At 68.7% G+C, this 13,064-nt stretch carries 10 protein-coding genes; all 10 read right to left on the bottom strand.

Annotated features, from left to right (window positions below):
• Positions 1–65: 65 nt before the first annotated feature.
• Genes nuoN through nuoE form a run of 10 tightly spaced genes read right to left on the bottom strand, consistent with a single transcriptional unit; the run spans position 66 to position 13,045 of the window.
• Positions 66–1,730: an NADH-quinone oxidoreductase subunit NuoN gene (nuoN, locus tag ACWGIH_RS17095; RefSeq protein ID WP_453445725.1), complete on the bottom strand. Its 1,665-nt coding sequence runs from the start codon at positions 1,728–1,730 to the stop codon at positions 66–68.
• Entirely contained in the window at positions 1,727–3,298 is a 1,572-nt protein-coding gene (locus tag ACWGIH_RS17090; RefSeq protein WP_453445727.1) for an NADH-quinone oxidoreductase subunit M, read from the bottom strand. Before ACWGIH_RS17090 ends, nuoN begins: the two co-directional genes overlap by 4 nt.
• A gap of 5 nt (positions 3,299–3,303) precedes the next feature.
• On the bottom strand, positions 3,304–5,199 hold the full coding sequence (gene nuoL, locus ACWGIH_RS17085; RefSeq protein ID WP_453445729.1) for an NADH-quinone oxidoreductase subunit L: 1,896 nt from the start codon (positions 5,197–5,199) through the stop codon (positions 3,304–3,306).
• 14 nt (positions 5,200–5,213) lie between these two features.
• Positions 5,214–5,513 carry an NADH-quinone oxidoreductase subunit NuoK gene (gene nuoK, locus ACWGIH_RS17080; RefSeq protein ID WP_016640174.1) on the bottom strand — a complete coding sequence of 100 codons (300 nt, stop codon included), beginning with the start codon at positions 5,511–5,513 and terminating at the stop codon, positions 5,214–5,216.
• Positions 5,510–6,325, bottom strand: coding sequence for an NADH-quinone oxidoreductase subunit J (locus ACWGIH_RS17075; RefSeq protein ID WP_453445730.1), 816 nt, complete (start codon positions 6,323–6,325; stop codon positions 5,510–5,512). Before ACWGIH_RS17075 ends, nuoK begins: the two co-directional genes overlap by 4 nt.
• On the bottom strand, positions 6,322–6,993 hold the full coding sequence (gene nuoI / locus ACWGIH_RS17070; RefSeq protein ID WP_453445732.1) for an NADH-quinone oxidoreductase subunit NuoI: 672 nt from the start codon (positions 6,991–6,993) through the stop codon (positions 6,322–6,324). The genes ACWGIH_RS17075 and nuoI overlap by 4 nt, the downstream gene beginning before the upstream one ends.
• Positions 6,986–8,359, bottom strand: coding sequence for an NADH-quinone oxidoreductase subunit NuoH (nuoH, locus tag ACWGIH_RS17065; protein WP_453445924.1), 1,374 nt, complete (start codon positions 8,357–8,359; stop codon positions 6,986–6,988). Before nuoH ends, nuoI begins: the two co-directional genes overlap by 8 nt.
• Positions 8,360–8,367: 8 nt before the next feature.
• Positions 8,368–10,881, bottom strand: a complete 2,514-nt coding sequence (locus ACWGIH_RS17060; RefSeq protein WP_453445734.1) for an NADH-quinone oxidoreductase subunit G — start codon at positions 10,879–10,881, stop codon at positions 8,368–8,370.
• Entirely contained in the window at positions 10,878–12,239 is a 1,362-nt protein-coding gene (gene nuoF, locus ACWGIH_RS17055; protein WP_365823666.1) for an NADH-quinone oxidoreductase subunit NuoF, read from the bottom strand. The genes ACWGIH_RS17060 and nuoF overlap by 4 nt, the downstream gene beginning before the upstream one ends.
• Positions 12,239–13,045, bottom strand: a complete 807-nt coding sequence (gene nuoE, locus ACWGIH_RS17050) for an NADH-quinone oxidoreductase subunit NuoE (RefSeq protein ID WP_365823813.1) — start codon at positions 13,043–13,045, stop codon at positions 12,239–12,241. The genes nuoF and nuoE overlap by 1 nt, the downstream gene beginning before the upstream one ends.
• Positions 13,046–13,064 lie beyond the last annotated feature (19 nt).

Here is a 13,064-nt window from a genome sequence, read left to right as displayed (position 1 = left end):
CACAGGCCGCCGCCCGGCACCCCTGTCGGACGGGGTGCCGGGCGGCGGCGAAGCGAACAGGTGGACTACCGGACGAAGACCCCCGCCTGGTTCGCCAGATCCAGGAAGTACTGCGGGGCCACGCCCAGGACCAGCGTCACCGCGACGCCCACGCCGATCGCCGTCATCGTCAGCGGCGAGGGCACGGCGACCGTCGGGCCGTCCGCCTTCGGTTCGCTGAAGAACATGAGCACGATCACGCGGATGTAGAAGAACGCCGCGATCGCGGACGAGATCACACCGACCACGACCAGCGCTCCCGCGCCACCCTCCGCCGCCGCCTTGAACACCGCGAACTTCCCGGAGAACCCGGAGGTCAGCGGAATGCCGGCGAAGGCGAGCAGGAACACCGCGAAGACCGCGGCGACCAGCGGCGAGCGCCGTCCGAGCCCTGCCCACTTCGACAGGTGCGTGGCCTCGCCGCCCGCGTCCCGCACCAGCGTGACCACCGCGAACGCGCCGATCGTCACGAAGGAGTAGGCCCCCAGGTAGAAGAGGACCGACGAGATGCCGTCCGGGGTCATGGCGATGACACCGGCGAGGATGAAGCCCGCGTGGGCGATCGAGGAGTAGGCGAGCAGGCGCTTGATGTCGGTCTGGGTGATCGCGACGATCGCGCCGGCCAGCATCGTGAGGATCACGACGCCCCACATCACGGGCCGCCAGTCCCAGCGAAGGCCCGGCAGGACCACGTAGAGGAGCCGGAGCAGCGCACCGAAGGCGGCCACCTTCGTGGCCGCGGCCATGAAGCCGGTGACCGGGGTGGGCGCGCCTTCGTACACGTCCGGGGTCCACATGTGGAACGGCACCGCGCCGACCTTGAAGAGCAGACCCATGACGATCATCGCGGCGCCGATCAGGAGCAGCGCGTCGTTGCCCATGGTGTCGGCGAGCGCCGGGTTGACCTCCTGGACGCTGCCGTCGATGACCTTGGCGATCGTCCCGTACGACACCGAGCCCGCGTACCCGTAGAGCAGGGCGATCCCGAAGAGCAGGAACGCCGAGGAGAACGAGCCGAGCAGGAAGTACTTGACGGCGGCTTCCTGCGACATCAGGCGCTTGCGGCGGGCGAGCGCGCACAGCAGGTAGAGCGGCAGCGAGAAGACCTCAAGGGCGATGAAGAGCGTCAGGAGGTCGTTCGCCGACGGGAAGACGAGCATCCCGCCGATCGCGAAGAGCGCGAGCGGGAACACCTCGGTGGTGGTGAACCCGGCCTTGGTGGCGGCCTTTTCGCCCTCACTTCCCGGCGTCGCTCCGGCCTGCGCGACGAACGAGTCGACGCGGTTGCCGTGCGCCACCGGGTCGAGCCGCCGCTCGGCGAAGGTGAAGATCGCGACGAGTCCCGCGAGGAGGATCGTGCCCTGGAGGAAGAGCGCCGGTCCGTCGACCGCGATGGCGCCCATCGCCGCGATGTGCGCCTTCGTCGTGCCGTACCCGGTGGCCGCGAGCCCGACGACCGCGGCGAAGGCAGCGGTGAGGGCGACGACGGCCACGAACACCTGCGCGTAGTAACGGGCCTTGCGCGGCACGAAGGCCTCGATGAGGATCCCGAGGACCGCCGCGCCGATGACGATCAACGTCGGCGACAGTTGCGCGTACTCGATCGTGGGAGTGTCGATCTTGTCGATCTGATCTTGGGGCGCCGCGGCCGACGCCATTGTCCACAGGCTGTGGACAGCCGATGCGCTCACTTGGCCGCCTCCACGTCGGGCTTCGGGTCCTTCTGCTGTACGTCGGACATGGTGTGCTTGACCGCCGGGTTGACCAGGTCGGTGAGCGGCTTCGGGTAGACGCCGAGGCCGATCAGGAGCGCGATCAGCGGTGTGACGACGAGGAGTTCACGCACCCGCAGGTCCGGCATGGCCGAGACCTCCGGCTTCACCGGGCCCGTCATCGTCCGCTGGTAGAGGACCAGGGTGTAGAGCGCGGCGAGCACGATGCCGATCGTGGCGATGATCCCGACCACCGGGTAGCGCGCGAAGGCGCCGACCAGGACCAGGAACTCACTCACGAACGGCGCCAGGCCAGGCAGCGAGAGCGTCGCGAGACCACCGATCAGGAAGGTGCCCGCGAGCACCGGTGCGACCTTCTGCACCCCTCCGTAGTCCGCGATGAGCCGCGAACCGCGCCGCGAGATCAGGAAGCCGGCCACCAGCATCAGGGCGGCGGTCGAGATCCCGTGGTTGACCATGTAGAGCGTCGCGCCGGACTGGCCCTGCGAGGTCATCGCGAAGATGCCGAGAATGATGAACCCGAAGTGCGAGATGGACGCGTACGCCACCAGGCGCTTGATGTCGCGCTGGCCGACCGCGAGCAGCGCGCCGTAGATGATGCTGACCAGCGCGAGCACGAGGATGACCGGCGTCGCCCACTTGCTCGCCTCGGGGAAGAGCCCGAGGCAGAAGCGCAGCATCGCGAAGGTGCCGACCTTGTCGACGACTGCCGTGATCAGTACGGCGACCGGGGCCGTGGCCTCGCCCATCGCGTTCGGCAGCCAGGTGTGCAGCGGCCACAGCGGAGCCTTCACCGCGAAGGCGAAGAAGAAGCCGAGGAACAGCCACCGCTCGGTGCTCGTCGCCATCTCGAGCGTGCCGTTGGCCCGCGCCTCGGTGATCTCCTGGAGCGAGAAGTTCCCCGCCACCACGTAGAGCCCGATGACCGCGGCCAGCATGATCAGGCCGCCGACGAGGTTGTAGAGGAGGAACTTCACGGCCGCGTACGAGCGTTGCGCCGAGGCGTTCTCGTCCGTGCCCGCGTGGGCACGGTCCCCGAAGCCGCCGATGAGGAAGTACATCGGGATGAGCATGGCTTCGAAGAAGATGTAGAAGAGGAAGACGTCGGTGGCCTCGAAGGAGAGGATCACCATCGCCTCGACGGCCAGGATCAGGGCGAAGAAGCCCTGGGTCGGCCGCCAGCGCGAGGACTTCGTCTCGAGGGGGTCGGCGTCGTGCCAGCCCGCCAGGATGATGAAGGGCATCAGGAGAGCGGTGAGCGCGATGAGGGCGACACCGATGCCGTCCACACCCAGTTCGTACCGCACGCCGAATTCCGCGATCCACGAGCGGGACTCGGTGAGTTGGTAGCGGGCCCCGTCGGGGTCGAACCGCACGAGCACGGTCACGGCGAGCGCGAGCGTGGCGAGCGACACGAGCAGCGCGAGCCACTTGGCGGCGGTACGCCGGGCGGCCGGAACGGCTGCCGTGGCGATCGCGCCGAGCGCGGGCAGGGCCGCCGTCGCTGTCAGCAGAGGAAAGGACATCGGTATCAGACCGCCCTCATCAGCAGGGTCGCGGCGATGAGTACCGCAACGCCGCCGAACATCGAGACCGCGTAGGAGCGGGCATAGCCGTTCTGCATCTTGCGCAGCCGTCCGGAGAACCCGCCGACCGAGGCCGCCGTGCCGTTGACGACTCCGTCGACCAGGGTGTGGTCGACGTAGACCAGGGAGCGGGTGAGGTGCTCTCCGCCGCGGACCAGGACGACGTGGTTGAAGTCGTCCTGGAGGAGGTCGCGCCGGGCCGCCCGGGTGAGCACCGAACCGCGCGGGGCGGTGACCGGGACGGGACGGCGGCCGTACTGGAAGTAGGCGAGGGCCACACCGATGAGCAGGACCACCATGGTGGCGCCCGTGACCGTGGCGGCGCTCAGCGGAGAGTGCCCGTGGTCGTGCTGGGTGACCGGCTCCAGCCAGTGCATGAAGCGGTCGCCGATGCTGAAGAACCCACCCGCGAAAACCGACCCGAAGGCCAGCACGATCATGGGGATCGTCATGGACCTGGGCGACTCGTGCGGGTGCGGCTCGTGGCCGTCCGCGTCGGGCTGCCAGCGCTTCTCGCCGAAGAACGTCATGATCATTACGCGTGTCATGTAGAACGCGGTGATCGCGGCGCCGAGCAGCGCGACCGAGCCGAGGATCCAGCCCTCCGTGCCGCCCTTGGCGAACGCCGCCTCGATGATCTTGTCCTTGGAGAAGAAGCCGGACAGGCCGGGGAAGCCGATGATCGCCAGATAGCCGAGACCGAACGTGACGAAGGTGACCGGCATGTACTTCCTGAGGCCGCCGTACTTCCGCATGTCGACCTCGTCGTTCATGCCGTGCATGACCGAACCGGCCCCGAGGAAGAGCCCGGCCTTGAAGAAGCCGTGCGTCACCAGGTGCATGATCGCGAAGACGTAGCCGATGGGGCCGAGGCCCGCGGCCAGGATCATGTACCCGATCTGGGACATGGTCGACCCTGCGAGGGCCTTCTTGATGTCGTCCTTCGCGCAACCGACGATCGCACCAAAGAGGAGCGTGACCGCACCCACGACGGTGACGACGAGTTGCGCGTCCGGGGCGCCGTTGAAGATCGCGCCGGAGCGGACGATCAAGTACACGCCGGCGGTCACCATCGTCGCCGCGTGGATGAGGGCCGAGACCGGGGTCGGGCCCTCCATCGCGTCGCCGAGCCAGGACTGCAGCGGCACCTGGGCCGACTTGCCGCACGCCGCGAGCAGCAGCATCAGGCCGATGGCCGTCAGCTTGCCCTCCGACGTCTCACCCGTGGCCTCCAGGACGGGCCCGAAGGCGAACGTCCCGAACGTGGTGAACATCAGCATGATGGCGATCGAGAGGCCCATGTCGCCGACCCGGTTGACCAGGAAGGCCTTCTTCGCGGCGGTGGCCGCGCTGGGCTTGTGCTGCCAGAAGCCGATCAGGAGGTAGGAGGCGAGGCCGACGCCCTCCCATCCGACGTACAGGAGCAGGTAGTTGTCGGCGAGGACGAGGATGAGCATCGCCGCGAGGAACAGGTTCAGATAGCCGAAGAAGCGGCGGCGCCGCTCGTCGTGCTCCATGTACCCGATGGAGTAGATGTGGATCAGGGTGCCCACACCGGTGATCAGCAGGACGAACGTCATCGACAGCTGGTCGAGCTGGAAGGCGACGTCCGCCTGGAATCCCTCCACGGGGATCCAGCTGAACACGTGCTGCGACAGGGAGCGCTCCTCGGCGCCCCTGCCCAGCATGTCGGCGAAGAGCATCACACCGATGACGAAGGAGGCGGCCGCGAGCAGCGTGCCGAGCCAGTGGCCCACACGGTCCAACCGCCGCCCGCCGCACAGCAGTACGGCCGCTCCGAGCAGAGGCGCCGCTACGAGCAGCGCGATCAGGTTCTCCACTTTTCAGCGACCCCTTACAGCTTCATCAGGCTGGCGTCGTCGACCGAGGCCGAGTGACGGGAGCGGAACAGCGACACGATGATCGCGAGGCCGACCACGACTTCCGCCGCGGCGACGACCATCGTGAAGAAGGCGATGATCTGGCCGTCGAGATTGCCGTGCAGCCGGGAGAAGGCCACGAAGGCGAGGTTGCACGCGTTGAGCATCAGCTCGATACACATGAACACCACGATCGCGTTCCGCCGGATCAGTACGCCGGTGGCGCCGATCGCGAACAACAGCGCCGCGAGATACAGGTAGTTGACCGGATTCACTTCGACGCCTCCTCGGTCTTGGTCGACCGCTCCAGACGCTCCGATGAGCGCTGTTCGAGGGCCCGCAGATCGTCCAGTGCCTCGTCCGACACATCGCGGATCTGGCCGCGCTCACGCAGCGTCTTGTTGACCGTGAGCTCGGAGGGGGTGCCGTCGGGGAGGAGACCCGCGACGTCCACGGCGTTGTGCCGGGCGTAGACACCGGGGGCGGGCAGCGGAGGCAGGTGCTTGCCGCGCACGCGCTCCTCGGACATCTCGCGCTGCGTCTTGGCGCGCTCCGTGCGCTCGCGGTGGGTGAGCACCATCGCGCCGACGGTGGCGGTGATGAGCAGCGCGCCGGTGATCTCGAAGGCGAAGACGTACTTCGTGAAGATGGCCTCGGCGAGACCCTCCACGTTGCCGCCCGCGTTCGCCTTGCCGAGCCCGGTGAAGTCGTTCACCGAGGCGTTCCCGATGCCGGCGAAGAGCAGGATGGCGAAGCCGAAGCCACACAGGCCGGCCAGCCAGCGCTGCCCCTTGATGGTCTCTTTCAGGGAGTCGGCGGCGGTGACACCGACGAGCATGACCACGAAGAGGAACAGCATCATGATCGCGCCGGTGTAGACGACGACCTGGACGATGCCCAGGAAGTACGCCCCGTTGGCGAGGTAGAAGACCGCGAGGATGATCATGGTCCCGGCGAGGCAGAGCGCGCTGTGCACGGCCTTCTTCATGAGGATCGTGCACAGGGCGCCGATCACGGCGACCGTGCCGAGCACCCAGAACTGGACGGCCTCACCGGTGGATGTGGTGTAGGCGGCGAGCTGCGTCATCGGTTGATCACCTCCCCCGACGCGGGTTCGGAGTCCCCGAAGGTGGAAGCGGCCTCCTGGGGCGTCTCCCCCTTGGAGAGGGCCACTTGAGGCACCGTGCCCGGAGCGGCCTCGGTCACCAGACCGCGGTAGTAGTCCTGCTCGTCCGTGCCGGGGAAGATCGAGTGCGGTGACTCGACCATGCCTTCCTCCAGGCCCGCGAGCAGCTGCTCCTTGGTGAAGATGAGCTTCTCGCGGCTGCTGTCGGCCAGCTCGAACTCGTTCGTCATCGTCAGCGCGCGCGTGGGGCACGCCTCGATGCACAGCCCGCACAGGATGCAGCGGGCGTAATTGATCTGGTAAACGCGGCCGTACCGCTCGCCCGGGGAGTAGCGCTCCTCCTCGGTGTTGTCCGCGCCCTCCACGTAGATCGCGTCCGCGGGGCAGGCCCAGGCGCAGAGCTCACAGCCGATGCACTTCTCCAGGCCGTCCGGATGGCGGTTGAGCTGGTGCCTGCCGTGGAAGCGGGGAGCGGTGATCTTCTCCTGCTCCGGATACTGCTCGGTCAGCCGCTTCTTGAACATGGCCTTGAAGGTCACGCCGAAGCCCGCGACGGGGTTCTGGAAACCCTGCTTCGATTGGTTCGACTCGTGGGGCTCGTGCTGCGGCTCTTTCTTCGACTCAGCCATCGGACGCCTCCTTTCCGTCACTTCGGGTTCCGTCACTTTGAGTATCCGGTCCACCACTGACAATCAACTCGCGCTCGTGGCGCGGGCGTCGTCGCGGAACGGGCGGCAGGCTCTGTCCGGGCAGCGGCGGGACGGGGAATCCACCGGCCATCGGGTCGAAGGCGACGGGCTCCTCGCTCTCGGACCGCACCGCCGCTTCCTTCTCGCGCTTGTCGCGGAAGATGTCGACGACGACGGAGAGCAACAGGAGCGCGATGACTCCGCCGCCCACATAGAGCGCGATCGAGGTGAAGTCGTACTCCTCGTTCCGCATCGCCCTGACCGTCGCCACGAGCATCAGCCAGACGACCGAGACGGGGATCAGGACCTTCCAGCCGAGCTTCATCAGCTGGTCGTAGCGGACGCGTGGCAGCGTGCCGCGCAGCCAGATGAAGAAGAACAGCAGCAGCTGGACCTTGATCACGAACCAGAGCATCGGCCACCAGCCGTGGTTCGCGCCCTCCCAGAAGGTGCTGATCGGGTACGGGGCCCGCCAGCCGCCCAGGAAGAGGGTGACCGAGACCGCCGAGACGGTGACCATGTTGACGTACTCGGCGAGCATGAACAGCGCGAACTTGATCGACGAGTACTCGGTGTTGAAGCCGCCGACGAGGTCGCCCTCGGACTCCGGCATGTCGAACGGCGCGCGGTTGGTCTCACCGATCATCGTCACGATGTAGATCAGGAACGAGACCGGCAGCAGCAGGACGTACCAGCGGTCCGCCTGCGCCTCCACGATCGCCGAGGTCGACATCGACCCGGAGTAGAGGAACACCGAGGCGAACGCGGCGCCCATCGCGATCTCGTACGAGATCATCTGCGCGCAGGAGCGCAGGCCGCCGAGGAGCGGATACGTGGACCCGGAGCTCCAGCCCGCGAGGACGATGCCGTAGATGCCGACCGAAGCGACCGCGAGGATGTAGAGCATCGCGATCGGCAGGTCGGTGAGCTGCATCGTCGTGCGCTGGCCGAAGATCGAGATCTCGTTGCCCGCGGGTCCGAACGGGATCACCGCGATCGCCATGAAGGCCGGGATGGCCGCGACGATCGGCGCGAGGATGTACACCACCTTGTCCGCGCGCTTGACGATCAGATCTTCCTTGAGCATCAGCTTGATGCCGTCCGCGAGGGACTGCAGCATGCCCCAGGGACCGTGCCGGTTGGGCCCGATGCGCAGCTGCATCCAGGCGACGACCTTGCGCTCCCACACGATGGAGAAGAGCACCGTCACCATCAGGAACGCGAAGCAGAACACCGCCTTGATCGCGACGAGCCACCACGGGTCACGGCCGAACATGGACAGGTCTTCCGCCGCAAGCGGCACCATGTGGTGCATCACGACGTCACCTCCGGGGCCTCAGAGGGCTCCGGCAGGAGCGCCGGGCCGATGCGGACGAGGTCGCCGGGGCGCGCACCGGTGTCGGAAGTGACGCCTCCCCCGGTCGAGTTCAGCGGCAGCCACACCACACGGTCGGGCATCTCGGTGACCTGGAGCGGCAGTTCGGTCGCTCCCGCGGGCCCGGCGACGGCAAGGACGTCACCGTCCTTGACGCCGGCCTCGGCCGCTGTGGCCGCGGAGAGCCGGGCCACCGCGGCGTGCCGCGTGCCGGCAAGGGCTTCGTCGCCGTCCTGGAGGCGTCCCCGGTCGAGCAGCAACCGGTGCCCCGCGAGAACAGCCTCTCCGGAGGCGGGCCTCGGCGGCTGAGCACCCGTCTCCAGGGGCTCCGTGGCATGCGGGCCGTCCCAGCCGCCGAGCCGGTCCAGCTCGCGCCGGACGCTCGCCAGGTCGGGAAGGGCCAGGTGTACGTCCCCGGCGTCGGCCAGCATGTGCAGCACCCGCGCGTCCGTCGGGGCGAGCGTGCGCGTCATGTGGTCGGGCTTGAGCGAGGCGTCGAACATCCGCGCCCTGCCCTCCCAGTTGAGGAAGGTGCCGGGCTTCTCCGCGACCGCGGCCACGGGGAGTACGACATCGGCGTGCTCCGTGACCTCACTGGGCCGCAGCTCCAGGGAGACCAGGAAACCGACCTCGGAGAGTGCCGCACGCGCGCGTGCCGGGTCGGGGAGGTCGGCGACCTCCACACCCGCCACCAGGAGAGCGCCCAGTTCGCCGGTCGCCGCCGCCTCGATGATCTGGCCGGTGTCGCGGCCGTAGCGGTGCGGGAGTTCGGCGACGCGCCAGACGGCCGCGACCTCGTCCCGCGCGCGCGGGTCGGTGGACGGGCGCCCGCCGGGGAGCAGCGAGGGCAGCGCGCCGGCCTCGATGGCACCGCGCTCCCCCGCCCGGCGCGGAATCCACACCAGCCGCGCACCGGTCGCGGAAGCGACCCGTACGGCGGCGGTGAGGCCGCCCGGCACGGACGCGAGGCGCTCGCCGACCACGATCACCGCACCCGGAGCGCGCAGCGCCTCGGATGCCTTGGCACCGTCGCCCTCGAGGCCGACCTCACCGGAGAGTGCGTCGAGCCACTCCGTCTCGGTGCCGGGAGCGGCCGGCAGCAGCGTGCCGCCCGCCTTCTCCAGGCCCCGGGTCTGATGCGTGGCAAGGGAGAACGTCCGCTGGCCGTGCTTGCGCCAGGCCTTGCGAAGCCGCAGGAAGACCCCGGGGGCCTCCTCCTCGGCCTCGAAGCCGACGAGCAGCACCGCGGGTGCCTTCTCCACTTCCGCGTACGTGACCCCGGCGCCGTCGAGATCCCGGCCACGGCCCGCGACACGGGCGGCGAGGAAGTCGGCCTCCTCGCTGCTGTGCACGCGCGCGCGGAAGTCGATGTCGTTCGTGTCGAGCGCCACGCGCGCGTACTTGCTGTACGCGTAGGCGTCCTCCACGGTGAGGCGCCCGCCGGTCAGCACACCGGCACGGCCGCGCGCGGCGGCGAGCCCGGCGGCGGCGGCTTCGAGAGCCTCCGGCCAACTGGCGGTCTCCAACTCACCCGTCTCCGCGTTGCGCACCAGCGGCGTGGTGAGCCGGTCCGGCTTCTGCGCGTAACGGAAGCCGAAGCGCCCCTTGTCGCACAGCCACTCCTCGTTGACCTCGGGGTCGTCCGCCGCCAGGCGCCGCATGACCTTGCCGCGCCGGTGGTCGGTGCGGGTCGCGCAGCCGCCCGCGCAGTGCTCGCACACCGAAGGCGACGACACCAGGTCGAAGGGCCGCGAGCGGAAGCGATACGCCGCCGATGTCAGCGCGCCGACCGGACAGATCTGGATGGTGTTCCCGGAGAAGTACGACTCGAAGGGGTCGCCCTCGCCCGTGCCGACCTGCTGGAGCGCGCCGCGCTCGATCAGCTCGATCATCGGGTCGCCCGCGATCTGGTTCGAGAACCGGGTGCAGCGCGCGCACAGCACGCACCGCTCCCGGTCGAGAAGCACCTGCGTGGAGATCGGCACCGGCTTCTCGTACGTCCGCTTCTTGCCCTCGAAGCGGCTGTCCGGGTCGCCGACCTGCATCGCCTGGTTCTGCAGCGGGCACTCGCCGCCCTTGTCGCAGACCGGGCAGTCCAGCGGGTGGTTGATGAGGAGCAGCTCCATCACCCCGCGCTGGGCCTTCTCGGCGACCGGCGAGGAGAGCTGCGACTTCACGACCATGCCGTCGGTGCAGGTGATGGTGCAGGAGGCCATCGGCTTGCGCTGGCCCTCCACCTCGACGATGCACTGGCGGCAGGCGCCCGCCGGGTCGAGCAGCGGGTGGTCGCAGAACCTCGGGATCTCGATGCCGAGGAGCTCGGCGGCCCGGATGACCAGAGTCCCCTTGGGGACGCTGATCTCGATGCCGTCGATCGTCAGCGACACGAGGTCTTCCGGCGGAACCGCCGCCTCACCGCCCCCGGAGGGAGCGCTGTTGGTGGTCACTGTCATGCGTTCACCTCCGAATGTGCGGCGGGCCGGTCGGCCCAGAGAGTCGACTTGGCCGGGTCGAAGGGGCAGCCCTTGCCGGTGATGTGCTGCTCGTACTCCTCGCGGAAGTACTTGAGCGAGGAGAAGATCGGCGACGCGGCGCCGTCACCCAGCGCGCAGAACGACTTGCCGTTGATGTTGTCGGCGATGTCGTTCAGCTTGTCCAGGTCGGACATGACGCCCTTGCCGGCCTCGATGTCGCGGAGCAACTGCACCAGCCAGTACGTCCCTTCGCGGCAGGGCGTGCACTTGCCGCAGGACTCGTGGGCGTAGAACTCGGTCCAGCGGGTGACCGCACGCACCACGCACGTCGTCTCGTCGAAGCACTGCAGCGCCTTGGTGCCGAGCATCGAGCCGGCGGCGCCCACTCCCTCGTAGTCCAGCGGGACGTCGAGGTGCTCGTCGGTGAACATCGGCGTCGAGGAACCGCCGGGCGTCCAGAACTTGAGCCGGTGGCCCGCCCTGATCCCGCCGCTCATCTCGAGCAGCTGGCGCAGGGTGATGCCGAGCGGGGCCTCGTACTGGCCGGGGCTGGTGACGTGGCCGCTCAGCGAATAGAGCGTGAAGCCGGGGGACTTCTCGCTTCCCATCGACTTGAACCAGTCTTTTCCGCGATTCAGGATCGCGGGAACCGACGCGATGGACTCGACGTTGTTGACAACAGTGGGGCATGCGTAGAGGCCCGCGACGGCCGGGAAAGGGGGACGCAGTCGCGGCTGGCCACGGCGGCCTTCGAGCGAGTCGAGCAGCGCGGTCTCCTCACCACAGATGTACGCGCCCGCACCCGCGTGCACGGTGAGTTCGAGGTCGAGTCCGCTGCCCAGAATGTTCTCGCCCAGGAATCCCGCCTCTTTCGCCTCACGCACGGCCTCGTGCAACCGCCTGAGCACGGGGACGACTTCACCGCGCAGGTAGATGAAGGCATGCGAAGAACGGATCGCGTAACACGCGATCACGATCCCCTCGATGAGGGAATGCGGGTTCGCGAAGAGGAGCGGGATATCCTTGCAGGTCCCCGGCTCCGATTCGTCGGCGTTGACAACTAGATAGTGCGGCTTTCCGTCGCCCTGCGGAATGAACTGCCACTTCATTCCGGTGGGGAATCCGGCGCCGCCCCTGCCGCGCAGACCGGAGTCCTTCACGTAGGCGATGAGGTCGTCCGGCGCCATGGCCAGGGCCTTGCGCAGGCCCTCGTACCCCTCGTGCCGTCGGTAGGTCTCCAGCGTCCAGGACTTCTCCTCGTCCCAGAACGCCGAGAGCACCGGCGCGAGCAGCTTCTCGGGGCTCGTCTCGTTGTCGATCTCGGCTGCCAAGGTCATCACTCCCCCTCCTCGGCGGTCGGTCCGGCCGGGTGGGCCGGGTCGGATGCCGAGGTCTCCTGCGGTGCGTCGTGCGAGCTGAGGTGCTCGGCAGGCGCCTCGTCCTGCGGGCCGCCCGCGCGCGGGTGGACCACCCGCGGCTGCGGCAACTCGCCCTTGGCCAGGCGGAGTCCGATCAGCGAGGCCGGGCCCGCGCCGCCGCTCGCCTCGACGGCGCCGGCGCGCTCGTCGGGGAAGCCCGCCAGGATCCGGGCCGTCTCCTTGTACGTGCACAAGGGGGCGCCGCGGGTCGGCTCGACCTGCACGCCCGCGCGCAGGTCGTCGACGAGCCGCTTGGCGGTCTCGGGAGTCTGGTTGTCGAAGAACTCCCAGTTGACCATCACGACGGGCGCGAAGTCGCAGGCCGCGTTGCACTCGATGTGCTCCAGCGTGACCTTGCCGTCCTCCGTGGTCCCTTCGTTGCCGACGCCCAGGTGTTCCTGGAGGGATTCGAAGATCGCGTCGCCGCCCATGACGGCACACAGCGTGTTGGTGCAGACGCCGACCTGGTAGTCACCGGACGGCTTGCGCCGGTACATCGTGTAGAACGTCGCGACCGCGGTGACCTCTGCGGTGGTCAGGCCGAGGACCTCCGCGCAGAAGGCCATGCCCGTGCGCGTGACGTGGCCCTCCTCCGACTGCACCAGGTGCAGCAGCGGGAGCAGCGCGGACCGCGAGTCCGGGTAGCGGGAGATGACCTCCTTGGCGTCCGCGTCGAGCCTGGCCCGTACGTCGGCCGGGAAGTCGGGGGCGGGGAGTTGGGGCATGCCCAGGCTGACGCCCGTG

The sequence above is a fragment of the Streptomyces sp. NPDC054872 genome (assembly GCF_053610705.1).
Note: the sequence above shows the minus strand (reverse complement) of the source record. Positions and strands in the feature narration are given on the sequence as shown.

Coding starts and splice junctions, on each gene's coding strand:
- ACWGIH_RS17075 (WP_453445730.1), bottom strand. CDS start 6,325: ATGACGCAGCTCGCCGCCTACACCACATCCACCGGTGAGGCCGTCCAG.
- ACWGIH_RS17060 (WP_453445734.1), bottom strand. CDS start 10,881: ATGACAGTGACCACCAACAGCGCTCCCTCCGGGGGCGGTGAGGCGGCG.
- nuoF (WP_365823666.1), bottom strand. CDS start 12,239: ATGACCTTGGCAGCCGAGATCGACAACGAGACGAGCCCCGAGAAGCTG.
- ACWGIH_RS17090 (WP_453445727.1), bottom strand. CDS start 3,298: ATGTCCTTTCCTCTGCTGACAGCGACGGCGGCCCTGCCCGCGCTCGGC.
- nuoH (WP_453445924.1), bottom strand. CDS start 8,359: ATGGTGCCGCTTGCGGCGGAAGACCTGTCCATGTTCGGCCGTGACCCG.
- nuoI (WP_453445732.1), bottom strand. CDS start 6,993: ATGGCTGAGTCGAAGAAAGAGCCGCAGCACGAGCCCCACGAGTCGAAC.
- nuoE (WP_365823813.1), bottom strand. CDS start 13,045: ATGCCCCAACTCCCCGCCCCCGACTTCCCGGCCGACGTACGGGCCAGG.